The sequence below is a fragment of the Mucilaginibacter pedocola genome (assembly GCF_002013915.1).
GTDB classification, from domain to species: domain Bacteria; phylum Bacteroidota; class Bacteroidia; order Sphingobacteriales; family Sphingobacteriaceae; genus Mucilaginibacter; species Mucilaginibacter pedocola.
In genome coordinates, this window is record NZ_MBTF01000035.1 from 342,424 (window position 1) to 368,238 (window position 25,815).

Here is a 25,815-nt window from a genome sequence, read left to right on the forward strand (position 1 = left end):
TGCAGCGGGCAATATAGGCTCGCTAATTAAAGCTATACCGTACACCAAATTGTATGGTGTACGTAGAGTTTAGGCTTACATCGTTCCTGAAAGTTTCTGAAACAAGTTTGCCGCCAATTGTGGCCAATTGGAACTCCGGCCTGGTGGTGCCGCCGGGTTTAACAGCGTTCAGGTTTACGGGTATCAGCAGCGCATTGGCGTTAACTAATTTTCTGAGGCCCCAGTTCGGGTTCAGGAGGTTTCCGGCATTTAGCAAATCCACAGTAAACTCCAGCGCATGTTTGTTTGTATTGTGCTTGAAATGGGTTTTTATAGCCAGTTTAGCATCCAGCTGACTGCGCCAGGGTAGCGTTGCGCCATTGCGTTCTGCATAACGCCCTTTTCGTGTTCTTAGATAATTATCCTGTTCAATAAATTTAAAAAAGGCTTCTTCCTGCTGCTCGGCTGTGTACGCCACCCTGCCGGTAACGTTGTTGATGATGGGCGAAAATGTGATCTCGGAGGCATCTCGCGGAACATATAAAAGGGAGCGGTTGGTGCCATCATTCACCAAATCGCGGGCGTAGGTGTAAGAAAACCTGCCATCAATAGCGCCCTGATAAAATACCGCCGCGCTGATCTGTAAATTCTTACCCAAAGGGCTTTGGTAGTTCAGGCTGCCGATAATGCGGCTTGGGCTTACGTAGCCTGCGTAGGAAAGCTCGGGCTGGTTTATGCCATTCACGGTTGGGGTAGCCGTTAGGGCTGATAAGGTTTGGTCGCCATCGCCATCATTTAAACTTTTGGCCATGCTTTTAATAAACGTTGCCGATGCCGACCAATGGTTATCCCACTGCTTTTCTATGCCTGTTGTTACCGACCAGTAGTACCCTCTTGATGCATTGTTAATCAATACAGCATTAAAAGCTGCATTCCCCGCCGGGTCCGGATAGCCGGAGGTATTTAAAGGATGTATAAAACGTTGGTTTATTGCCGATGGGTACACCAGCCGGTTATCGGGATAGCCCGGTATATTTAAGCGCTGCGGCTGTACCAGGTTAACATCTTTAAAAACGATAGTGTTAATATCCCGGTTGTACAAAACCTCCGCGGTGCCTTTAAGCCCTCCCGGTAAACGAACATCGAGGCCCAGACTGCTTTTCCAACTTTGTGGCATCTTAAAATCTGGCGACAACACGCTGATATTTGAAGGGAGAAAAGTACCCGTAGCAGGCGTAACGGCAGGTACATAAGCTTTTGGGTCGGGGTTAAAAGGCCCGGGTGTATTTTGTTGCCCCTGCCAGGTTTGTGTTACCTGGTTTATGCCCGAATACCGGGCCTGGCTAATTATCCACACAAAGGGTATGCGCCCCGTGAATATGCCCGTGCCGCCCCGCAACCTAATCGTTTTAAATTCATCCATATCCCAATTAAAGCTAAGCCTTGGCGAAAACAAAAAAGCGGGCTTGGGCAATTGCGAGGTAAACAGGCGTTGCCCGCCCGCAAACTCCAAGCTTGATGCTAAAGTGTTATTGGCTAATGGTTTTGGAAATGCAGGCAGGTCTAACCGCATAGCTCCCGTAAGCTCAAAGCCATCATTGATGGTGAAATGATCCTGTCCGAATAATGCAAAGTTGGTGTATATAAAACTGTAGGAGGGTTTTTCTCGCCCCGGTACAATGGAATAGGTAACTGCGTAATCAACAGGTTTTTGTCCGGTGGCAAAATCATTCCACGATGCAAAGGTGTAATAACCCGTACCAAAGGGCATATAAGTGTTTTCGGTACGGCTGTAATCGGCCTGAAGCCCTGCCTGCCAGTTGTGTTTACCACCACTGCCATGCAAATAATTTGCTGCCGACAGCATGCTGATATCCCGGCTGTTACCATAGGTGAAAGGCTCAAACCCGAATGAGGTGAACGGCGAACCGTCTTTTAAGATATCTACAAAAGGGAAAACTGTGCTTGCCGTTTCGCGTGGCTCATCCTGCCGGGTAAATGATACCCTGGCCGTATTAAATAAGCCCGGCGCTACAGGGAAGTTCCACTCGGCAGCCAGCGAATAAAAATTAGAGCGGGTGCTGAAGTTGGAGTTGCCGAACGGAAGCGCATTGTTGCTGCGGCGGCCTGCCCCCATCGGGAATGCGGTTAAGGGGCTGCGGGAGCCGTTCACCAACTCGGGGCGCAAGCTGTTTAGTTGATTGTACCTTAAGGTGAGGGTATGGTTGGTTGCAATATTCCAATCGAGCCGTAGCAGCACGCGTGAGCTGGTGTTCTTAAAAGTATAGCCGTTATTAGGCCCGGCATTATACCCGTAGTTGGTAAGCAGGTATTCATTAATGGCGCCCAGCTCCTGTGCCGTTGGCCGCGCCACGTTCGGGCTGCTACCGTAAGGTGCAGCCGGGGTTGAGGGCGTTAATACCTGCGGATCGTAAATTTCGCGCTCGGCCTCGAGGCTTAGGAAATAAAAAAGCTTGTTTTTAATGAGCGGGCCGCCTATCCTGAAGCCGTTAAGATGAAAAGATACCGGCCGCTTTGCAAGCTGCGCTTCGCCAACACGGTAGCCGTACATATCCTGGTTTCGGAAATAACTGTAAACCGAAGCCCTGATTTTATTATCGCCCGAACGGGTGATGATATTGATGGCCCCGCCAATAAAGCCCGATTCCCAAATGCTGTTGTATGGTGCTATGCTAACGGTAAGCTGATCAATAGCATCCAAAGCGATGGGTTGTGCGCCGTAGCCGGGCAGATTATCGCCAACGCCAAAGTTATTGTTAAACTCCGAGCCATCTACCGTAATAAAGTTTTGGCGGTAATTGCCACCCGCTATGGCATTGCCAAACGCCTGGGGCACCAGCTTAAGCAAATCGGTAATACTTCTTCGGATATTGGGCTGTGCCTGTATTTGCCGGTTTGCCATATAAAGCCGGGGGCCTGTTTGTGCCGTGAGGAGTTTACCTTCATCAGCATCTGCATTTATCACTACTTCGGGGAGTGTACGAGTAGAGTTGCTCAGCACTATTTCAAGGCTCTTAGCCTCGGCAAGTTTAAGGTAAAGGTCTTTTATGGTATACCTGTCGTAACCGGTGTGGGTAACTTCTAACTCGTAGGGACCGCCGGGCTTTACCTCGGGCAGGTAAAAAAAGCCTCTATCATTAGTGGCGCTGCCATATTCCGTGGCTGTTGGTATGTATAGCAAACGGATACTGGCTCCTGCAACCGGGCTTCCGCCTGCAACAACAGCACCCTCCAGGCTGCTTTTAGTGGTTTGGGCGTAAAGTGCATGGTAGCCACACAGCATCCGGCAGGTAAGCATGGCCATAAAAAGGAAGCACTTTGTTTTCATAAACCACCAATGTGATGTTTTTGTAAATGTTAATTCAAATAGTAATGGCTTTAAACCAATAGAACGGGCAGCGTTAGGCTGCCCGTTCTTTACGGCCGGTTATTATCGATCGTTATTTTTTGTAATTTTTATCTGTTGCCAGCATACCAGGGTAAAGCACGCCATCGGGGGCGTTAAATTTTACACCCAGCAGTTTTGCTGCTAAAGGTGCAATATCCTCTAAACCGATAAGCGGCATGCTTACGCCTTTTTTTACACCCGCACCACTGGCAATGAAGCCGGTTTGGATGTGCTGAAAATCGGGGTAAAAACCATGCGTTCCGCCCGAAGCTGCCCTTACAGCATCGCCATCGGCAGCACCGCTCATTGATACGCCTTCAACCGGTGCCAGCGCTAAAGCAACATTAGGGTCGGTACCAATTTTATCCAATTCGGCACGCTCAACTACCCTGAATAGCTTTTTTGTCGATTCGGGTAAAGCTTCCAGTTCGCTGCGTACCTTTTGCAGGGTTTGTTGGTCTTTAGCGTCTTTCAGCATTAAAAATGCCGCAGCGCCCGAAGTGTGAAATTGTGCTTTCCAGGTGGTTTTACCATTGGCCTTTGATAACAAGCCTGCCTTAGTTAGCCAAACATTTGGCGCAACCGCCGTGTGAATATTAGAAAAACCATGGTCGCCGGTTACAATAACGGCGGTGCTGTCTTTCAACCCGGCTTGCTCTATGGCCTCCAGTACGTTGTTAACGGCATGGTCGGCACCGGCAACGGCCTGGCGTACATGTTGTCCGTCGCGGCCTTCGGCATGCTCTGCATGGTCAACCGCAAAAATGTGGAAGGTTAGCAAGTTGGGTTTATATTTTTTGATAATATAAGCCACCATGCGGCTGCCATTCTCATCTGCCGAAGCAAAATCGCTGCTTAGCTTAGCGGCATCAAGTTTACCGGTAGCATTAACCTCTATCTCCTCGAACAAACCCTTCGGTACCGAGTTTTCGCGTTGCGGCGTAGTGCGCTCTACATTTTTATCAAGCGGCCAAAACTCAGGAATGTTATAGTCCACCTTTGCGCCAACAGATACCGGCCACAGTACCGAAGCTGTTTTCAGCCCGGCTTTTGAAGCGGCATCCCAAAGGGTTGGCACTTTTATTAAATTGGTTTCCCAATACCAGCGGCCGGTAGCGCCATCGGGCTCAAATGGCGAGTTATAATAAATGCCATGCTTAAGCGGTTTGGCACCTGTTATAATAGTAGTGTGCGATGGGTAAGTAACACTCGGGAATACACCGCGTACGCCATCGGCCGATACACCCTCGGCCATCATACGGTGCAGGGTAGGCGTGGCCCATTTGTCTTCGCGGTAAAAATCGGGGCGAAAGCCGTCGATGCTGATGATCACCACATGCTTTGCCTGCTGCGCAAAGGCAGCGCAGGCAGGCAAAGTAAGTAAGATCGCAAAAAGTATCTTTTTCATATTACTGATTATTAGAATGAATACCTGGCACCTAACTGTATTTGGTATGGCGTACCGTTAGCAGTAGTTACGCCTACGTTCTCGTTTACACGATAAGTGTATTGCTGCGTTGCCTGGTTAAAGCCGGTAACCGTATAAAGCGTTTGCTGGCCAAGGTTGTAGTTTACGCCCTTGTTTTTGTTAAGCAAGTTGGCAAAGTTGAAAACATCGGCCGAGATGGTAAGCGCCTGTTTTTTATACAGTTTAAATACTTTTGATAACCTAAGATCGATAGTGCCCGAGAATGGGTTGCTGCCACCATTACGGTTAGCTATTTTACCAATGCTCTCGCGGATGTATTCTTTTGCGCGGTTATCAGGGTTGTTCAGCACTTTTTCCATCGAAGCTTTTACAGCTGCAGTGGTGGTAGGGCTGTTAGGGTCAAACACAAAGGCAAGGTCGTTATCGGTGCCCGGGCCGCCCACAAAGTCGCCGTTGATGTCAGAGTCAACAGTTAACGAGTAACGGCTGCCACCCATACCGGTATAACGGCCGCTTAATGAGAAACCCCAGAAAGTTGGCGTTGAACCGAAAAGGACTACTTTTTGCCTGAACTGGTTGTCTGAGTAGTTCATCTCGCTCAGGTCGCGCGGGTCCGATTTGATAGGACGGAAGGTAGAGGTGTTAGCTACGTTACCGTTGTAAGATGTATTGTCTTTAGTATCGTTCCAGGTGTAGCTGAATGATAGGTAACCATCTTTGTAATAGCGCAGGTCGCCATCAAAAATAATTGCTTTTTGGGTGATCTTAGCGCCGTTGGTCAGTTCCAGGGTACGGCCTACCAATTGGGTTTTGCGGCCACGTACGTTATCGGTAGTACCCGAAGCGCTGATAGTGTTAGCCGGAACAAATACACCGCGGTTAGCTTCGTTAGCCAACCTGAAATAAGGCTGATCAACCAGGTTGCGGTCCAGGTAAACATAGTTGTCGTTAGTATGGCTGTACAACAAGTTAACACCCATACGTAGCCAGTTGCCAAATAATTTGTTGTATGATAAGTTTACTTTGTAAATATTAGGTACCTGCAGGTTAGGGTCGTTCAGGTTAATGGTAGATACCTGCGGTGCACCTGCTATAACACCCGGAACGGTGCTCGGATCGTTACGGTAGGCAGGGAAGTTTGGTACAGGTACCAGGTTGGTGCCTGTAGTAGGGCGGGTAACGTCTATCGAGGCTACCTTAGTACCGCTGTTTTGAATATTGTTTACCTGTGCGTAGTTAACAGGGTTGGCCGAAAAAATACCACCGCCTAAACGTACAATATCAGTTTTATTGCCTTTAACATCCCATGATAACTGGAAACGTGGCTGTATGTTGTTCCAGTCGGTTGGGTTGCTGTTGGTTCTTAAGCCCAATTCCCGATAAACTACCGGGTTGTACTCGCCGGCGGTGAGGTAGCTGGTCATATCCCATCTCAAACCAAAAGTAGCGCTCAGGTTTTTAACCAGGTCAAACTGTACCTGGCCAAAAAGCGAAGCATTTAATACATATTGCTGTACCGATGGTATACCGTTAAGCGGCACTTCCCTGGCGTAGCGGGTAGGGTTAAGGTTATCAAACTCCTGGATGTTGTTGAAAATAAAACGGCCGTTCTGTTCGCTTGAAATATAAGTATCAAGATAAGTCAGCGTGTTATCGGTACCGAAGGTGAAGTTGTATTTGCCCTTGGTCCAGTAGCTGGTGTTTAATAACTGAAATTGGTTCTCCAAGTTGTTCTCAGGCGTAAAGCGCTGTCCGCCCAACTGTACCGACGTATTGCCGATAGTACCGTTTGGCAAAGTTGAACGTACAGAAACTATGGCACGCGGGATGTTAGCGGCCGGTAACTCGCTGTTAGGTACATAATCGCGTTTGGCGGTTTGGTACTGCAATTTCAACTCGTTCATAAAATTAGGGCTGAACTGCGTACGCAACGATGCCAGTGTGGTATTCTCGCGCGATTTAAAGCTTCCGTATACCTCAAAAAGGTTAATGTTGGTGTTGTCATCAACACTGTTAGGGTTGTTCCAATCGCTGTAGTTGTTGCGGATGGTTAAACGGTTCTTATCGTTCAACTGCCAGTCTAACCTTGCAAAAAAAGTATTGGCCAATGTTTTACGCGGAAACTCGCCTACTTGCGGGCCACTGCCCAGTCCGTATTTTTGGCGGCCAATGTTTATAACGCTATCCAGCATGCCTTTGCTTATCCTTAAAGAAACGGCATCAGCATCGGTACGGATGTCGGCTATATTAAATGGGGTAGACTGGTCTTGCCTGTCTAAAGCGGTAAAAAAGAACAATTTGTCTTTCACTATCGGGCCACCTAAACTGAAGCCGTATTGGTTGGTGCTGAAGTTTTGCTGGCGTTTGTTACCGCGGATATCGTACGGGCTGGCCAAACCATCAGAACGGTAGTAATCAAAAACAGAACCTACAAATTCGTTAGTACCCGATTTGGTTACTGCGCTGATGGTTGCACCACCTGCACGGCCCTGCGATACATCATAAATATTGGTAGAAACCTCGAACTCGCGGATAGCCTCGAGCGATAAAGAGTATGGGCCGCTGCCTACTGCACCCGATGTAAGGTTGTTACGCGCGCTGGCACCATCTATAACATAATTGGTAGATGATGGCAACTGCCCGCCTACCGAACCACCGTTAGATGTTGGCGCTAACGAGATAAGGTTGGTGAAGTTCCTGTTCAGTGCCGGTATTTGCTGAATGGTACGTGCGGTGATGGAGGTACTTCCGCCCAAACGATCGTTACGGCTGCTAAGCGAGTTGCTTTTTATCACCACTTCATTTAATTCGGTGCTTAAGTGGCTCAGTTTAAAGTCAACCGTAAGGCGGTCGCCCTGGTTAAGCGACAGGTCTTTCTGCACCTGCGAGTTCATGCCTATGAACGATGCTTTAACCATATACTGTTTACCAAGAGGTAATTGCCTGAAGGTATAGCGGCCATCGGTACCGGTAATGGTAGCTGCTTTAAAACCATTGCTTTCGCTTTGGATCACGATGGTTACACCCGGCATGGTTTCACCTTTGGCATCGGTAATGGTACCAGATATGGTGGCATCGGTAGATTGTGCCTGTGCATTAACCGCAAGCAGGGAGATAGAAACAAGTACACAGCAAACTTTTAGTAGATAGTTTGCTTTTATATTTTTTAATAATTGAATAAAAAGGCGCATATTTATTGCTTAATTAATTTTTGAACGAGTTAATTAACAAGGCCTTGGCTGCTGCAGCCGGGGCCGAAAGCCGGAAGTGTTGGAAGCACTTTCGGCTTTTGATATTTAATAGGGATCTATATCATGGGCGGTATTTTTGGGGATAGATAATTAATTGTTGATTATAAAGCCTGTAGCTGATACCCGTTTGGAGCATAAGTTGCTGCAGTAAATCATCGGTTGATAAACCATTGATCTGTAAACTATAGTGGCGCTTATCGAGTTCCGGATGCTTTACGGATACTTTAAGGTCGTATTTCCTTGCTATCTCAGCCGCTATTTCTTCCAACGTGGCATCGGTTAGGTAGCTGCTTCTCCCTTCGCGCCAGGCGTTGATAGATGAAGTGGTTAACCCGTTCGACAAGGCCGCTTTGTTAGCCGCCATAGTTATCGACTCGCCTTTGATGAGGCCCGGCGCTATATTTTTAAACCTGCCGTTTGCGTCGCGTTCGTCTACGGCAACTTTGCCGGTTACCACCGCTATGCTTATCTTTTTGGTGTCGTTATATGCCCGTACGTTAAATTCGGTACCCAATACCCGGGTGCGTGCCCGGCCGCTGAATACATAAAACGGGTGCGATGCATCGTGTGTCACCTTAAAATAGGCCTCTCCTTCGTCGAGATAAACTATACGGCTGCCATTATTAAATGAAGAGGCATCAAAGCGTATACTGCTGGCAGAATTTAACCACACTTCCGACCCATCGGGCAGCATGAATTTTTTCATCTGCTTATTTTGTGTAGCAATGGCCTCAAAAGTGGGCGATGGCTTATCTATATGAGCAGAAGGCTTGTTACCAAAACGCCATACGCCGAAACCTACCGCCCCGATAACAGCTATAATGGATGCAGCACGTAGCCAATAAGCGCTTATAGGCCTTATCTTTTTCACATCCGGCCTAATGGCCTTATTGATGCGCGTGGTCATCTCCCGGTAAATCCGAAGCTCTTCGACGGGGTCTTTCAACAAGTTGGGTATGGGGTTGCTCGCGGCTTCCCCGAACCACTCATCAAGCGTGGCTTTATTCCTTTTTGAGCCGGTTCCTTCCCTATACTGGTCGAAATACCTTTTAAGGCTATCGCGGTCTTTTCGTTTCATTCACACCTATAGCGTTCGAATGGGCCGAAAGTACTTTACCAAAAAGTTAAGCTTCTGTTAATTGTTAGAGAAGGTATTTATCGCGATCAGCGCGAAATAAACAACAGAGTTTTCTTTGATGCCTGTTCTCAGGCGGCGCAATGCTTCGGAGATATTGTTTTTAACCGTTTGTTCGGAAATGCCCAGTTTGACTGCTATTTCGCGGATGGATAGATCCTCAAAACGGCTTAAGCGAAAACAGCTTTGCATATTATATGGCATTTTCTTTAACTCGGCATCAATCCCCAGCTGCGTTTCGTGCAACAACAAGTGCTCGTCGCTCTGCGGTACGCGCTGAAGGTCTGCCAGTAACACATCGGTACCCAGTAGCCGCACCTTATCCTTACGGAAGGAGTCTATTACCGAATTTCGGGCGATTGTATTTAAGTATGGGCGGATGTTGTCGCCAACGGCCAGGCTCGAGCGATGGTCCCACACGTACAGGAACACGTCCTGCAGGATGTCTTTAGTGCTATCCTCATCCTGGCAAAGATGGTAAACAAAGGAGAAGAGGGGTTTCCAGTGGCGGTCAAATAAAGTGCTGAAAGCACCTTGATCGCCGGCCGAGATTTCCTTAAGCAGTTCTTTATCTGTTTTAAATTCCATCTGCCGGCAAAGCTAATGGATAGATGTTAAGCGAAGTTTAAGCCGGTGGCCTATTTGTATAACCAGCGGCTCTAATATTTGCTTAGCTAAAAAAATGCAACACCATTACACTTTAATTGGCTTCCTGCTTTAAATATTTAACGTTTCCTTAATACTGTTTTCGGTTACGATAATTTTCAAATTTTTAGTTTTGCGCCCGTGATTGAAAATGCTGACGTTGATTTTTTGATACTTTTTTCGGCCGCCCGGCAAGAAGATACCCAAGCATTTAAACAGATATATCAGCGCTATTGGAAAATGCTTTACCTGAGTGCCTGTAAAAGGGTAGATGAGGACGAAGCTCAGGATATGGTGCAAGAAATAATGTTATCGCTTTGGAAACGCAAAAATAGTATCATCATAAACAGTGAAACCGACCTGGAACGCTATCTGCATAAGGCGCTCAAATACCGTATCATTTCATTTTATGCCAACGATGCCACTAAGGTGCCGCTTGCCGAATGGTTCGACCCTTCGTTCGATCCTCATATCGAATCGGCCTTTGATGTAAAGGGCCTTAAAGAAGTTATAGATAACGAGATAAACCTGATGCCGCAACGCATGCAGCTTATATTTAACCTGAGCCGGCGCGACGACTTCTCAATAGCCGATATAGCAGGGCATTTAAATCTTTCGGAGCAGACCGTAAAGAACCAGCTTACTACCGCTATAAAACGCCTTAAAACAGGCATAAGCAAATACAACCATACCGATGTTGCTGTTTGTTCAATTATTGCCGTAACTCTTTTTGGGGCTTAATAATTATTTAATATAAACTTTACACACTTTGTATAGTACTAAAACCTGTACCGCGGATATGTTGGTATAGGTAATGAAAGATATAAAGAAAATACTTAAGCGATATCTGTCCGGCGAAGCCGATACCCGCGAGCGGCAAAGTACCGATGCCTGGTACGATAGTTTCGAAACCCGGGATCCGGTGCATTTGTCTCAACAGCAGGAGTCTGAGATACAAGATGCAATATGGCGAAAACTACAGCCGCAACTTACAGTGCGTGGAAGAGTATTTAATTTAAGTGTTTTTCAAAAAATAGCTGCCGGTATTATTGTTGTTATCGGTGCTGCATTGTGTTTTGCCTTATTCAACAAACCCCTTGATAATAAAATTGCCGATGCGGGCTATACCGAGTTTGCTACCGGTTTTGGCGAGAAAAAACAACTGACCCTTAGCGATAGTACCATCGTTATACTCAACAGCGCATCGCACCTGCGCGTTTATAACGATTTTAACAAAGTGCGCCATGTACAACTTACCGATGGCGAAGCTTACTTTGATGTACACCACAACCCCCAACTACCTTTTACTATTGAAACGGGCGGGCTTTTAACAAGGGTGCTGGGTACTGCCTTTAACATTAAGGCCTATAAAAAACTGAATTTAATAATGGTTGCTGTGCTGCGCGGTAAGGTGCAGGTAAGCGAAAAGTTGCGCAGCCTGGGTATTTTAACGCCCAAACAGAAACTGGTTTACAATAAAACCAGCAAAAAAGGCAAAATAGTTGCGTTGGATGATGAAACCACCGCATGGCAGGCCGGTAAACTGGCTTTTAAAGATGCCAGTTTTGATGAAATGGCCTTAACCCTGGCCAATAACTACAATGTTAAAGTAGTATACAACAATCCCAATATTCTTAAAAAACACTTCACGGCAAGTATTCCTGCAGCGTTGCCTGCTTTTAAAGCCGCGCAGGTACTTGCATCAATTCATCATTTAGAAATTAAACAAAGGAGGGACACAATCATATTCCAAAAATAACCCAATAAAAAAAGGCTTTGCTGTAACAAAGCCTTCGTTAAAAGCCGCTGTAACGGCTCAATGCCTTCATATTATTTCACAATATCTAAAAGCCATACAATGTATGAATAAATACAGACATTCTAAATATCTGCATAACGATCTTATTAAAAAAGCAATGAGACTCACATTTGTTTCGATAAGTATATTGCTCACATCATCAATGCTGCTGCCTGCAATCGCAAGCGAAGGCCAGGCGCTAAACAAAAAGGTATCGGTAGTGGTATCAAATGGCTCGCTTGAGCAGGCCGTTAAGCAAATAGAGCAGCAAACCAACGTAAATTTTGCTTATGACAAAGCAGTTTTACAACAGGCAAAGGCCCAGGCCCATGCTTACAAAAACGAACAATTAACCAATGTGCTGTCGAGAATGCTTGGCCAAAACGGGCTTGCATTTCTTGAGATGAACGGCGTAATAGTAATAAGGCCAATGACTGCCCGCGAGCTTGCCGCTAATGCGGATGGCCGTATAAAAGGTAAGGTAGTTGACGAGCAGGGCGCACCCTTGCCAGGCGCCACAGTAAGGATACTTGAGCTCGACCGCGCAATTGCCAGCGGCGTAGACGGTAGCTTTAGTTTGCCGGCCGCACCCGGTGTGTACACCGTTGAGGTTAGTTTTATTACGTTTAAAACGCAGCGCTTTCAGGGCGTTGTGGTACAAGCCGATAATAATACACAGCTTGATGTGCAGATGAAAGCCGAAATGGGCACACTAAACGAGGTTGTGGTAGTTGGTTACGGTACCCAAAAACGTGGCGAAATTACTTCTGCTGTGGCAGCCGTAAAAGCCGAAGACTTTAACCAGGGGGGCATCAGATCGCCGCTTGAATTGATACAGGGTAAGGTTGCCGGTTTAAATATTACCAAAACACAAGGCAATAACCCTAATGCCGGTACATCTATACAGTTGCGTGGTGTAACCTCGTTAACAGGTTCGCTTACCCCGCTTATCGTTATTGACGGTATACCGGGCGGTAACCTCGATCTGATACAGCAAACCGATATCGAATCGTTTAACGTATTGAAAGATGGTTCGGCCGCGGCTATTTATGGTACGCGCGGTAACGCCGGTGTTATTTTAATAACCACCAAAAAAGGTAAAGGCGGCGACCCTAAATACGAATACAACACCTATTTCCAGCGCGATTTTGTTGACCGCAAACCTGATTTTCTTTCGGCTGCGCAATTCCGCCAGCGTATAGGCGAGGGTGTTATCTCGCAACAGTCGGATCTGGGCAGTTCTACAGATATGTATGATGCGCTTATTAATAAAGATAACCTGAGCCAGTATCATAACTTTTCGGCATCAGGCGGATCTGATAAGGCAAACTACCGTACTTCATTGTTTTATAATGATTTTGAAGGGATAGCCAAAGAGAACGGCCGCGAGCAATTCGGCGGCAGGCTAAACATCAACCAGAAAGGCATGAATGATAAGCTTTCGTTGCAGGTGAACATGGTTGGTAACTTTAACAAAGCCAATTTATTAGGCGGCGGCACCGGCGATTTTGAGCAGGCTGTGGCCTGGAACCCAACTGCGCCTATATACAAACCCGATGGTACGTTTTACCAGATACAGGAGATGTATAACCCTGTTGCACGCTTAAGCACAAGGCTTAGCGAGCGTACGCAGCAAACTTTCTCCGGCGATGCAAGGCTTACATTTAAAGCCAATCACGGCCTTTCGTTCTCGGTATTTGGTTCGTACCTGCGCGATAATTATAACGACCGCAACTACCGCTCTATGAGCGATTGGGATCAGCGTGTGGGTACCAGCTGGCAGGGTATGGGTTATGCAGCAAAATCTAATAACCTAACCTGGACCAAAACACTCGAGCCTACCATTAATTTTGAGCATACCTGGAACAGGCATACAGTAACTGCTATTGCCGGTTACAGCTACCAGTACTCAACCCTTGAGCGCTTTAACGCCGATAACAACGGTTTTACTACAGATGGTTTCCTCGATTGGAACCTGGGTGCCGGCAGCGCTATTAACAATACTGCCTTGCCGCGCCCTGGTGTAGGTAGCTTTAAAGATGATAATACCCTTATCGCATTTTTTGGCCGTGTAAACTACGCGTTTGACGAGAAATTTTTTGCACAGGCAATTTTACGCCGCGAGGGCTCATCGCGCTTTGGCGCAAACAACAAATGGGGTAATTTCCCGGCAGCATCCATCGGCTGGACGCTTAGCCAGGAGGAGTTTCTGAAAAATGCCTCGTTTATTAATAGTTTAAAACTGCGGGTAGGTTATGGTATTACCGGTAACCAGGGTATCCCTAACTACCAATCGTTAATTACGCTTGGCACAGGGGGCGTTTACCCGCAAAACGGTATCTATTACCAAACATACGGTGCATCGCGTAACCCTAACCCTAACCTGCGTTGGGAGAAAAAGGCCGAATGGAACTTTGGTGTTGATTACGACTTGTTCGACCATCGTTTAAGCGGTGCCATTGATGTGTACTCGCGCCAAACCCGCGATCTGCTTTATAACTATGCTGCGCAGCAACCGGCCTTCGTTCGCGATGGTTTATACACCAACGTAGGTACCATAAGCAACCACGGTGTGGAGGTATTGATAAGCGCCATTCCTGTTAAGAAAAAGGATTTTAAATGGAGCATTGATTTCACCGCCAGCTCGCAGTTCAATAAACTTAGCAAGCTATCAAACGAGTTATATAAAGCAACTTACCTGCAATTTGCAGATATACCTAACCCGGGGGCAATGGGCCCGGCTATCCGCTTAACAGAAGGTGGCCAGGTAGGTAACTTTTACGGAAAACGCTTTGCCGGCTTTGCTGATAATGGTACGTGGTTGTTTTACAAAGCCGATGGCAGTAAAGCACCTGCATCGCAAATTAACGAGAACGACCGCACTATTATTGGTAATGGCGTGCCTAAGTACAACATGGCCATTAGCCAAACTTTCCGTTACAAGAACTTAGATCTGACAGTGTTGTTCAGAGGCAAGTTTGGGTTCGATATCCTTAACCTGCAGGAGATATTCTTCGGTAACAAAAATTACCTGCCAAATAACATCTTCAATAGTGCATTTACAAAACATGCGCAACTTAAAGATGTGCCTCAGTACTCAGATTACTATATTGAAAAGGGCGACTTTGTTAAGTTAGATAATGCTACACTGGGTTACAATTTTAAATTGAATAATGCCTATGTACGCAACCTGCGCCTGTTTGTTAGCGGCCGCAACTTATTAACCTTTACCGGGTACAGCGGCCTCGACCCCGAATTACAGGATACCGGTTTTGAAACAGGTGTAGACTCGAGGGGCTTTTACCCACGCACCCGCTCATGGACAATTGGCCTTAATGTTGGATTTTAATAACCCATGGCTTTTACCTGTAATCACTATTTAAGATTTTCATAATGAAGAATATAAAAAAGATACTTTTTAGCGGCAGTGTTTTTACGCTGCTATTTTTAGGTGCCGGTTGCACAAAGCTTAACGAAACCGTGTACAGCGACCTTTACAAAGATAATTTTTACAAAAGCAGAACAGAGGTATTGCAGGCCGCATTGCGCCCCATGACACACTTACAATCGTGGATTGCGCCTATACGCGGCGATGGTTATTACTACCATGCCGAAATGTGCTCGGACCAGGTGGCCTGGCCACAAAAAGGCCGCCACGCTTATGATAACGGCGACCACATAAGGCAGCACTACCACACCTGGACTGATAACGAAGGCCGCATGCGCAACGCCTGGGTAGGCATATGGACGGGCGTGGGTTATTGCAACGCAGCTATTGAGGATCTGGAGAAACTTAATCCGGGTAACATTGGTATGTCTGAAACCGAGATGAAAGCCATTTTGGCCGAGTTGCACGTGCTTAGGGCGTTTCACTACATAAAATTGATGGACCTTTGGGGCAATATACCGGTAGTAACACAAGTTGGGCTTCCGGCCAACCCGGCAACGCAGCCACGAGCCGAAGTGTTTAAATTCATCCAAACTGAACTCGAGACATTTACACCGCAGCTGCTGCCATATTCGGCTGAGCTTGTTGGCCGTATAGGCCAAACCGGGGGCTATGCAATGATGGCCGAGCTTTACCTGAATGCCGAAAAATGGACAGGTACCGCCATGTGGGATAAATGTATAGCTGCCTGCGACAAAATTTTAGGCGGCACAGCCGGTGGTTTGGGCGGCGCACCAAAACTTGCGCCAAACCTTACCGAAACATTTGCCAATACCAACCGCACCGCTCCTGAGGCATTATTTCAGTATGCTTACAGTAATAAAGGCGGTTTCGTATGGGATTTTATTCCGTTGTTTGGTTTTAGCAATATGAGCGCCGCTTTAGATGTGGGTTATGCAGGTAACAACGGTTACGTAGTTATCCCTACGTTTTTTGATACCTATGCAGAAAATGATATCCGAAAAAAAGAGTGGTTTTTATTTGGTCCGCAGTATAAATTCGGCACAACTACGCCAATTTTAGGTACCGAGGAATACAATGGCAAGCCGCTTATATATGTTAACACCATCAGGCGCGAAACTGAAGGCGAAGTTTCAGGGCCGGGCGGCATGACCAGGGGCGAAGAAAATAGCGGTGCGCGTTTCAATAAATACAAAACAGGCCGTTTAAGCGACCCTAACTACCGCGAAAACCATTTCATGATCTATCGTTTAACAGAGATCTACTTCGATAAAGCCGAGGCGCTGATGCGTAAAAATGGCGGTAGTGCAACCCAGGAAGCTGTTAACCTGATAAACGAGAGCCGTAAAAGAGCGTTCTCTGATGCTGATTGGCAAACTGCCCGCTACACCCCGGCAACGCTTACCATGGATGAGCTTTTGGCCGAAAAAGGACGCGAGTTTATTTTTGAAGGCAAGCGCCGTACAGATATCATCCGTTTCGGCAGGTTTAACACAGGTACATGGTGGGACCATACCGCTACCAATAACCCTAACCGCGAGATATACCCTATACCATCTACGCAGTTAGCTAATAACCCAAATCTGAAACAGAACCCGGGCTATTAATTTAAATAAAGCAATAGAAGGGGCGAAGCCGGAGAGGCTTCGCCCCTTTGTATTTATCGAAGGCTTCGTGTTGTCAGGGCGCTTCTTCCTAATCAATACTTATAAGCGCGCAGCCTCTTTTCAGTGGCACATCTAATTTTAATGTTTGAGCAAATGGCGTGTTGTTTTTAAGCACCTGCCATTTGGCCTGGCCGGGGTACAGCACTTTAATTTGTAGCTTTTTCTTGTTTAAAGCTGTAAACGGAAGCCGGAGCATAACCGATGCCTTACCCGTACCGCCGCCCAACACCACGGGTATAACCACTTTGCCGTTTGCTTTAAAGGCGTTGGCTTTTGCCGGCCCGTTAATTACCTGCACCACATGCGGGGCAAGCAGCCATTCGCGCTCTTTGATGGCTGTTAGCATTGGGCCATAATCCAGGTAGTATTTTTCGGCTTCGGCATCCGGCAGTATGCAATGGTCGTTACCGGGGTAGGGTGCGGTGAGGAAAGCGCCCAGGTATAAATGCCGCTGAAAATATGCATCAGGATCGGGCATGAGGTTTTCTTTTGAGGCGGTCCAGGCTATAATGGGTTTAAAAAATGCCATTTGCGCACAAAGGTTCAAGCTGGATGCCATATACCCAAATTCGTCGTAAATCCCGTCGATATGCTGCATCAGGTCGATCCGCCTGTCCAGCGGGTTGCAAAAAATAACTTTATGCGCATCGTGCATTATCCGGCCCAGGGGCTCCATAAGGTTTTTCCACGATAGCAGCAACGATCGTGTTTTCTGAGTGCCAACCATGCTTACCCCGTCGTTGCCATTGCTGTTGTAAAAACGCATCCAGTCCAGCCTGTCTATACATATTCCCGACGAAGCCGGGATGTTTTGAATATGCAGCCTGGCCTGGTTCAATAAAAAAGACTTATATACGGTGTCGGCCGGGTCAAGCACAATGCAATCTTCCCAGTTTGAAAAAACGGGCCTGTCGTCCCAATCGGGCAGTTGGCCTGCCGGTTTCAGGAAAGCCGTTTTTAGTTTAGTGTATACAAAGTTATTCGGGTTTTTCCAGAGGCTATCGCCGTTTACGGGCGTTGTTTTATAAGGGTAAACAATGCCATTGCCAAACTCGTTCACGTTAAAATAGCTGATGGTATGAAACCCGAGTTGGTTTAAGCGCTCCGAATATTTGTTCAGTTGGTTATGGAAGCGTATCCGTCGCCTACCTGCACGCCCCTTTGCTTGTATTTAAGCCATTTTTCGTCCTTTGTTTTTACCGGTGGAATAAATGCGCCCATGTACGGAAAATCGAGCGATGCCTTCCAGTTCAGGCTGAAGGCCATTTTACGGTATTTGGCGGTATCAAGCTCTCCTTCGTATGATGAGTATGCGGCACAGCCGGCAATAGTGTTTACCAAAGGCTCTTCGGGCAAAAAGTAAGTGCTGAAGTTTTTGGTCATTCATGCCATGCCATCGCGCCAGTCGGCCTCGTGCAATATGATCTGGTGGCTGATGTGGATACGATGTGCCGAATTGATGCGGTGGTTAAGGTGCCGGTAAGCTATTTCGCCATCGGCGGTGGTGTGCATCTCCAGATCGAGAATGGTATCATTGAGCGATTGAACGAAGCTTAAGCCAAGGTTATCGCGGTTAAATAAAGTACTTGCAATAGGTATTACAAAGGCATTGCGCGAGAGGTGCGTTTCGCCGCCATAAGTTAGCGCCAGTTGCTGAAAAGGGGGCAGATAAGAATGGGTCTTGCCAGGCATCGGTTTTAGCGTTAGGCTGGTTACCTGCCCAAGCAGTCCAAAACCGGGCGGAATCAGGGTTTACCCATTTTAAGGAAGTTTCTATAGGGACGGTCCAACTGCCGGTATCGTTGGTTGTAATGTCGATATCCCACTGTAAACCATAAGCGGTTCTTTTTACCGTACTGGTTATATCGCAGGAGTTTTTAAAGTACTCGATATGTTTTTTAATAACTATATGCGTGCTGTCGGCAGATAGCACTTGAGCACTTGTGCTTTTATAGGTTGAGGGTATAGTGGCATCCAAAACAAATACCTTTTCGCCACCCGGGCTTTTAAAACTGCCTTTTATCTGTCCGTTCTCAAAGGTTAACCGTACTGGATCTGCCTGGCAAAAAACGAAGGTGGGGCAAAGTAACAGGATGAGCAATACAAAAAGTTTAGCGGGCATATAACTAATATAAGTAAGCCGTTAAGGTAGGATATTTTGCCTGTAGAGGAGACTGTAAATGAAAAAACGCCGACCTCTTGTAAGAAATCAGCGTTTTTAGTAGCCCGTAGGGGAATATTTAGACCCTGCTAATAGCTTTATATTCAATGTCTTATAACGGCTTCATTTTGTACTCACCGCTTTGCTCACCAGCGTTCGACCGCGTTGCAAATATGATTTAAAGATAAGCATTTAACTTCGTTCGTACAAAAATTTTGAGGGGTATCTCAGCTCCCGATGAAGTGGCAGTATACGTTGACGTTGTTAAACCACCTATTTCTTAAGTGAGTGACCAACGGCCCGGCCGGCTGTTCGCATTTATCCAATAAATGGATTTCGAATCCTGCGAAGCAAGAGGTGATGTAGTGCCTGCTGGTGATCTCTCCTTAAAATACCGCCCAGCTAATTTTTTTTTAATCTTTTGCTAATCTCTATTTATTCCTTTGCTGCAAATTATTTAGCGTTGATGGCGTCAAAATTCGGAGGCATAGGGCTCAATTACTTTGGGAGCATTTTTCCACGTTGTTCCTGATCATGTTGGCCCAAACGCCAAGTTTCTTTCATCTACAAATGTAAACGACCTTAAGTACCAGCATCATTTAAAAGGAAAACCTATGACCAACCATGTATTTGACATGAGCCTGAAAACCATTGGCTTACTGCACCTTGATAAAAATAGCCTGGAAATGATCAATTCGGAGGCCTATAAACCTTATATCAAGGTGATGTACCTGCCAAAGGGCTGTAAAATAAAGGTAGATTTTGAGGTCTACAACACAGAAGGGCCGGCCCTTTTCTTCATAAGCCCGAACCAGGTGTTGAATATAGTAGGGTTATGTACGGAAACCGGGTATTTTATTTTCTATAACCGCGATTTTTACTGTGTACAGATACACGATGATGAGGTTGCCTGCGATGGCCTGCTGTTCAACAACATCAACAATATGCCAATGACGGCGGTGCCCGAACACGAAGCTGCTTTTATCAATTACCTATTCGCCCAAATGGAGGATGAGTTTAGGTTAAAAGAAGCTTCGCAGGAAGAGATGCTTCGGACTTATCTCAAACAATTGCTCATTAAATCTACCAGGCTATGGAAGCAGCAGCACCTGGATGGCGCGCTTATGAACCAGCAAAATGATCCTGATTCGTTCCGGCATTTTACACAGTTGGTAGAGAAATATTATAAGGAGAAACATACGGTGGCTGATTACGCCGACCTCATGCTGGTAGCGCCTAAAACACTTACCCATCGGTTTAAGCGCATGAACCTGCCGCAGCCGAACGAGGTGATAAAAAATCGCATTTTGCTGGAAGCGAAAAGGCTTTTGGTACACACCTCGATGACAGCCAAAGAAATTGCCTATGAATTGGGTTACGACGACCCGGCATATTTTAGCCGCTTGTTTTATATAAAAACGGGTGAACCGCCATCAGGCTTTAAATCGAAATACCTCGCAAAAGGCGCTTTGGAAGGATCAGCGCTGTTAGCAGCTTCCGGGTTTTAGATGCAATACAGCGTGCTCTTGCCGAAGGAAAGTGTTGCCTTTATTACCTTATATAAGTATTTGACATAATATTAAACCCTACCTCTTCATATGAAATTACATAAAGCATTAGTAGTAAATTGTTTTTTTGCCGCGCTATGGTTGTTTGGCAATGGTGTTTTTGCTCAGGTTAAACCTGGCTTTTCTCCGGCGAAGGGCTTGCGTGCAATTCAAAACAAGTATGGGCTTGATCCTAACAAGCCGCTGCTGTCGAGAGTGGCCGCTACTCCTGAAGACGTGTTGAAAATGTTCAGGGATGCCGGGATGGACCCAACCGAACACCCTATGAACAAGGAGGAAATGCAGATCGTTGCCAAAGCTTTCGCTGTGCTGCCCCCGTTACATCAACGGGTATTGGAACAGCACTTGAGAAGTATCAGCTTCCTGGATAATATGCCGAATACTGCGCTTACATCCCCGGTTACCAAAGACGAGGGGACAGATCTTTTTCATATAACATTCCGCGCAGGTATCCTTCATCAAACCATATCTGAGTGGGCAACCGAAAAAGAACGTACTTGTTTTGAGAAGGGAGATTCTACCACTTCCGTATCTATACATGCAGGCCTGATGAGCGCACTAACCTATGTTTTACTGCATGAGAGCACGCATGTGGTCGACGGATCGACAGGCTTGCTTAAAGTGGATACAATTGAAGGAAAACCGAAGCCTAACGCATTTACATTGAACTTTACAAACGGTGTATGGCAAAGTGCTAATGTTCATGACAGGCTGTATCAGGATCCTTTGCTGCTTCAAAGTCGTTTCAGGCCGGGAGGGCGCCGGTTTGTTCCGGCAGAAGCCTTAACTGTTTATGCCGCCCTTGCTAAAACGCCCTTCGCATCATTATACAGCATGGCCAGTTGGCACGAAGACCTGGCTGAACTTTTGACCATATATCATCTTACTGAAAAGTATAAGCAGCCTTTCCGGGTCAGCGTTAGTTGCAAAGGCCGGGAAATCGCCCATTACGAGCCAATGAGGTCTGCACTTGTAAGGCAACGTATTAAAGTATTACAACGCTTCTACTCAAAAAAGGCATGATCGTATGATGTTCGGTTTTCCCGGACAGGCACTAAGCCGCCGTCGCAGGATAGGTGCGAATTAAAAAGCCTTGGCTTTTGCAAAGCGCACATTTTAACTTTTTTTACAGCGGAAGTGCCGCATCGGTACCCGGCGGGAAAAATCTGCAATACACTTCGCCATATGTGCATTCCCCGGGCGGTCGCTTCTACCCACCTTTGTATCGTTGACAAGCAACAAAGCAACCAAAAACAATAACTATACAAACCTTAAAAACTAGAGCAATGAAAACGATCATCTCAACCATCAGTCTTTTAGCAGCGTTAACCATTGCCGGATCTGCCGGCGCCCAGCAAAAAAGGGTTCCCGCATCAGCAGGGCGCGCCGAATACATCGAAGTAGAAAATAATGTTAAATTACACGTTACCGACCTTGGCGAGGGGCAACCTATAGTACTCATCCACGGCTGGCCATTGAATGATGCCATGTACGAATACCAATACCAGTACTTGGTTCAAAAAGGGTTCCGCGTTATTGGTATATCATTGAGGGGCTTTGGTAAGTCGGACAGGCCTTATGGTAAGTATAACTTCGATGTGTTTTCGGACGACATAAAAGTAGTGCTGGAGAAACTGAAGATACAAAACGCCCTGCTTGGCGGCTTTTCGATGGGCGGCGCGGTAGTAACGCATTACATTACCAAATACAATGGTGCCCATGTAAGCAAGCTGGCACTGTTCGCAGCCGCGGCACCCTCGTGGAAACAACGCGAGGGCTTCCCGTACGGAGCGACCGATGAAGCAGCAGCCGGTTTGATACATACCACCATGACCAACAGGCAACAATTGATAGCAGATTTTGGTAAAGGCTTTGGTGCAACCGAGAACAGCTTGTCCCCGGAACGATCGCAATGGCTTGCCGGGATCAACCTGGATGCATCGCCCTATGCCACAACGCAGGCTATTACAGCCCTTCGTGACCTTGACCTGAGGCCTGCATTGGCAAAGATAAAGGTACCGGTCGCGATATTCCACGGCACAAAAGATAAGTTATGTGACTTTGTATTTGCCGAACAACTGCACAAAGGCATTAAAAACTCATATATCGTCAAATTCGAGAATAGCGGGCACGCCCTTTTTATAGAAGAAATGGATAAGTTCAATACCGAACTGGAGAAATTCGCAAAATCCTAAATAAATTGATCTTCGCGGTGCCCTTGTGCCTGGCACCATTTAATAACATACCAAGGGGGATAAGCCGGCTCAAAGCCAGAACTTATCCCCCTTATTGATTTTTGTTACCGGTAACACCGTAACTACCCGGCCAGTGAAGAACAAAATATTATAACACTTAGCGTATCAACGGCCCGGAACGGGTATGCCCGTAGCCCCCACGATAAACCATCGACGGCGGAATCGATGATAAGCGCGTGCGAAGCAAATAAGGTTACCGCCTGATATGGTTTCGGTATTAGCCTGAAGTAAGTAAAGCGGTTCATCTCCGGAAAGAGGTGCCCGCTTTTTATGCTTTAATAGGATTCGTGTAAATTTGATGATAAACAGGTTGTAAAAGGGGCTCGATCTTATCTGTAATTATAATTGATGGGGTATAGCAAACATTTGTAATTAACCGTTAAATTTGGTATTGGTCTGCGGAGGGAAGGGCATTATAAACCGTCTCCGTAACATTAATAACTGTAACTTGTTGATTGCGTGCGTATGAGGAAAGCTTACTTAAAACGAAGTATCCTGATTTTTTTGTTTCAAATTATATACCATTGCCATGGTTATGCTCAAAACTATGGCCTGGGGTTTTTCAGCCATGAAGTACAGCAGGACAAGCGGACATCAATCGATCTTTCGCCTGGCCGCGACCTATGCCTTTCCGATAATTTCTCTCTTTCTTTCGAACTATCGTTTGAGCCCGGCCGGGCCGTATATTTTGGTTACGTTGTACGGATAATAGAAAATGGCCGGCGTAACTACGACCTGGTTTACAACACCGCAAAAGACCAATTCAATATTATCGCAGGTGATAGCCTCTGCGGCATCAACTTCACTATATCGCGTACTAAGTTGTATAACCAATGGAATAAGATCGTCATCAGTTTCAATGGCGAAAACGGAGTTTCGGTATCAAACGACGGTAAAAAGTATACACAACGAACATTGCATCCGGGCAAAAATAGTTGTTATAAAATACTTTTTGGCGCAAATCAGTCGGAGCAGTTTTCCACCACGGATATACCGCCAATGAAAATACGCAATATTGAGATATTTAAAAAAGGAGTTCCGGAATACCATTGGCCCCTGGAAGAGGTGGAGGGCACCACCGCTTTAGATATCCTGAAAGGCGCCAAAGCTGTGGCAAAAAATCCCTCCTGGAAAACTGCCCTGCATGCAAAGTGGCAAAAGGGCAGCCCTGTTACAGTGAATGGGATGGCGAGTGTATGTTTCGATCGTGAGCGCGAGTTGCTATATCTGGTAGCTGAAGATACGCTTTATACCTATGCTGCAAATGATGTAATTTGGAAAAAGGCCGTCACTAAAAATAAAATAAATTTAAACCAGGGGAGCCGTTCTGTTTTTAACCCGGTGGATGGCCGCCTATATAGTTATTTTCAGGGTAAGGATACGGCGGCGGTTGTAAAGTTTGACGAGGTTGCAGGCAGGTGGAAAGGGAATTTTGAACCTGGAGACGTAACAGGTTACTGGCATGCTAACAGTATGTTTTCGGCAGCCGATACCTCGTTATACCTGTTTGGCGGCTACGGTTATTTGCGGTATAAGAATAGTATTAACCGTTACCATTTTAATACCGGCAAATGGAGCAGTATTAAAGCGAAAGGCGATTTTTTTACACCGAGATACCTGGCCGGTGCAGGAGCAACGCCGCTTGGCGACACTGCGTATATTCTGGGAGGATACGGAAACTCAAGTGGCCAGCAGATCATCAATCCCGGCAATTTGTATGATATGATGCGTTTTACCGTACGCGATAGAACTTTCAAGAAATTATACGAACTGAAGATCAACAGGGAGGATTTTGCCTTAGCCAATTCATTGATCATCGACGGACAGAATTATTACGGGCTTATATATCCCCGGCATAAATACAATTCTTCGCTGCAATTGATAAGCGGCTCTTTAAAAAGCCCGTCATTTCAGGCCTTAGGTAGCCAAATACCCTTCCTGTTTCATGATGTGCATTCGTTTGCTGACCTGTACTATTGTAAAAAAAGTAAGAAATTTGTTGCTGTCACCCTATTACGAACAGAGGATAACCGAACCATTGTAAATGTATTTACCCTGCTAGGGCCGCCTTACGTTGCGCCGGTACAAAAAGTTGCTGAGCACAAATTAAATAGTTGGTATTATTTGGCCGCTATTGCCGGGTTAATTTCCGTGGCAGCGCTCTTTTTGCTTTTGCGCATCCGTAATAAAAAAGCCGGTCGGGGACAAGAAGCTTCACTTACTGAACCAGCCGGAGCTGCCATTGATGAGGTGGGTGAAGCAGTTACAGGGGCACAGCAGTCAAAGCCGGTACAAACCAGTAATTATGATCCTCCGGCCGTCAAAAATGCCATATTATTATTTGGCGATATGCAGGTGTTCGATGCATCGGGTTGCAATATTACCAAGCTGTTCACGCCGCTCATGAAGGAACTGTTCTTACTTATTCTGCTCCATTCGGTTAAGCTGGGGCGGGGCGTAAGCTCGGATAAGTTGAACGAGATGTTTTGGTTCGACAAAACTGAGAAGAGCGCCAGGAATAACCGTTCGGTAGCTATTGTAAAGCTGAAGTCGCTGCTGGAGAAATTGGAATATTGTACGCTATCTAAAGATTCGGGATATTGGATGATAGACATAGACCACCGGCATTTTTATGTAGATTATCATAGCTATTTAAATATGATCAATAACCGCAAAAAGATGAATGATGCTGACATAATTCATCTTTCGGGCATTGTTCAGCGCGGTAATTTTCTGTCGAACAGCGAGTACGAATGGCTTGATAAGTTTAAATCGGATATCGCGAATGACATCATTAACACGTACCAGTATTATTTGCAAATGCCCGCCCATAACAGCGACCCGGAGTTTCTCATCAATATAGCCAACCGCATATTGCACATAGATCCGGTGAACGAGGAAGCATTGAGTTTAAAGTGCTGTTCGTTTGTTGCATTGGGGAAACACTCCCTGGCTAAGAGTACTTTTGAAGATTTCCTGAAGGCGTACAAGCATATGTATGACAGAACTTTTGATAAAGATTTTCATTCGGTACTCGAGAATTCTTCCCATCTGAAGAAATATTGAAGGCCCAACCCGCTTTAAATAACCTTTTGTGTAAAATACCTGT

Annotated in this window: 16 protein-coding genes; 8 read left to right on the forward strand and 8 right to left on the reverse strand. The window is 46.2% G+C overall.

Going from position 1 to position 25,815, the window contains the following annotated elements:
• Nucleotides 1–22: 22 nt before the first annotated feature.
• The 5 genes from BC343_RS24265 to BC343_RS24285 all read right to left on the reverse strand — a co-directional run bounded on the left by BC343_RS24265 (nucleotide 23) and on the right by BC343_RS24285 (nucleotide 9,791).
• On the reverse strand, nucleotides 23–3,328 hold the full coding sequence (locus BC343_RS24265) for a TonB-dependent receptor (RefSeq protein WP_078350387.1): 3,306 nt from the start codon (nucleotides 3,326–3,328) through the stop codon (nucleotides 23–25).
• 112 nt (nucleotides 3,329–3,440) lie between these two features.
• Nucleotides 3,441–4,796 (reverse strand): alkaline phosphatase family protein, encoded by a 1,356-nt coding sequence (locus BC343_RS24270; protein ID WP_078350388.1) that lies wholly within the window; start codon nucleotides 4,794–4,796, stop codon nucleotides 3,441–3,443.
• 11 nt (nucleotides 4,797–4,807) lie between these two features.
• Entirely contained in the window at nucleotides 4,808–8,008 is a 3,201-nt protein-coding gene (locus BC343_RS24275; RefSeq protein WP_078350389.1) for a TonB-dependent receptor, read from the reverse strand.
• Between the two features lie 121 nt (nucleotides 8,009–8,129).
• The gene (locus tag BC343_RS24280; RefSeq protein WP_078350390.1) at nucleotides 8,130–9,146 is read right to left on the reverse strand and encodes a FecR family protein; all 1,017 of its coding nucleotides are present in this window, start codon (nucleotides 9,144–9,146) and stop codon (nucleotides 8,130–8,132) included.
• Nucleotides 9,147–9,203: 57 nt separating this feature from the next.
• Entirely contained in the window at nucleotides 9,204–9,791 is a 588-nt protein-coding gene (locus BC343_RS24285; RefSeq protein ID WP_078350391.1) for an RNA polymerase sigma factor, read from the reverse strand.
• 198 nt (nucleotides 9,792–9,989) lie between these two features.
• On the opposite strand from BC343_RS24285, the gene BC343_RS24290 reads away from it, so the two are divergent.
• The 4 genes from BC343_RS24290 to BC343_RS24305 all read left to right on the forward strand — a co-directional run bounded on the left by BC343_RS24290 (nucleotide 9,990) and on the right by BC343_RS24305 (nucleotide 16,662).
• Complete coding sequence (locus tag BC343_RS24290; protein WP_202909847.1) at nucleotides 9,990–10,589, forward strand: RNA polymerase sigma factor; 600 nt, start codon at nucleotides 9,990–9,992, stop codon at nucleotides 10,587–10,589.
• A 73-nt stretch (nucleotides 10,590–10,662) separates the two neighbouring features.
• Nucleotides 10,663–11,607 (forward strand): FecR family protein, encoded by a 945-nt coding sequence (locus tag BC343_RS24295; RefSeq protein ID WP_078350392.1) that lies wholly within the window; start codon nucleotides 10,663–10,665, stop codon nucleotides 11,605–11,607.
• 157 nt (nucleotides 11,608–11,764) lie between these two features.
• Entirely contained in the window at nucleotides 11,765–14,995 is a 3,231-nt protein-coding gene (locus BC343_RS24300) for a SusC/RagA family TonB-linked outer membrane protein (RefSeq protein ID WP_238381850.1), read from the forward strand.
• A 44-nt stretch (nucleotides 14,996–15,039) separates the two neighbouring features.
• The gene (locus BC343_RS24305; protein ID WP_143822331.1) at nucleotides 15,040–16,662 is read left to right on the forward strand and encodes a RagB/SusD family nutrient uptake outer membrane protein; all 1,623 of its coding nucleotides are present in this window, start codon (nucleotides 15,040–15,042) and stop codon (nucleotides 16,660–16,662) included.
• Between the two features lie 88 nt (nucleotides 16,663–16,750).
• Here BC343_RS24305 and BC343_RS24310 read toward each other — a convergent pair whose 3' ends face one another.
• From BC343_RS24310 to BC343_RS30840, 3 genes are read right to left on the reverse strand one after another with little or no spacing between them, the layout of a single operon-like run.
• The gene (locus tag BC343_RS24310) at nucleotides 16,751–17,782 is read right to left on the reverse strand and encodes a hypothetical protein (RefSeq protein WP_078350395.1); all 1,032 of its coding nucleotides are present in this window, start codon (nucleotides 17,780–17,782) and stop codon (nucleotides 16,751–16,753) included.
• 56 nt (nucleotides 17,783–17,838) lie between these two features.
• Nucleotides 17,839–18,105 (reverse strand): hypothetical protein, encoded by a 267-nt coding sequence (locus tag BC343_RS24315; protein ID WP_078350396.1) that lies wholly within the window; start codon nucleotides 18,103–18,105, stop codon nucleotides 17,839–17,841.
• Complete coding sequence (locus BC343_RS30840; protein ID WP_143822332.1) at nucleotides 18,106–18,414, reverse strand: hypothetical protein; 309 nt, start codon at nucleotides 18,412–18,414, stop codon at nucleotides 18,106–18,108.
• A gap of 1,083 nt (nucleotides 18,415–19,497) precedes the next feature.
• Between BC343_RS30840 and BC343_RS24325 the strand changes: the two genes are divergently transcribed.
• The 4 genes from BC343_RS24325 (at nucleotide 19,498) to BC343_RS24340 (ending at nucleotide 25,772) form a co-directional block, all read left to right on the forward strand.
• On the forward strand, nucleotides 19,498–20,391 hold the full coding sequence (locus BC343_RS24325) for a helix-turn-helix domain-containing protein (RefSeq protein WP_078350398.1): 894 nt from the start codon (nucleotides 19,498–19,500) through the stop codon (nucleotides 20,389–20,391).
• A 90-nt stretch (nucleotides 20,392–20,481) separates the two neighbouring features.
• Complete coding sequence (locus BC343_RS24330; RefSeq protein ID WP_202909848.1) at nucleotides 20,482–21,474, forward strand: hypothetical protein; 993 nt, start codon at nucleotides 20,482–20,484, stop codon at nucleotides 21,472–21,474.
• A gap of 263 nt (nucleotides 21,475–21,737) precedes the next feature.
• Complete coding sequence (locus tag BC343_RS24335; protein ID WP_078350399.1) at nucleotides 21,738–22,646, forward strand: alpha/beta fold hydrolase; 909 nt, start codon at nucleotides 21,738–21,740, stop codon at nucleotides 22,644–22,646.
• A gap of 564 nt (nucleotides 22,647–23,210) precedes the next feature.
• Nucleotides 23,211–25,772, forward strand: a complete 2,562-nt coding sequence (locus tag BC343_RS24340) for a galactose oxidase (RefSeq protein ID WP_162276929.1) — start codon at nucleotides 23,211–23,213, stop codon at nucleotides 25,770–25,772.
• Nucleotides 25,773–25,815: the final 43 nt, after the last annotated feature.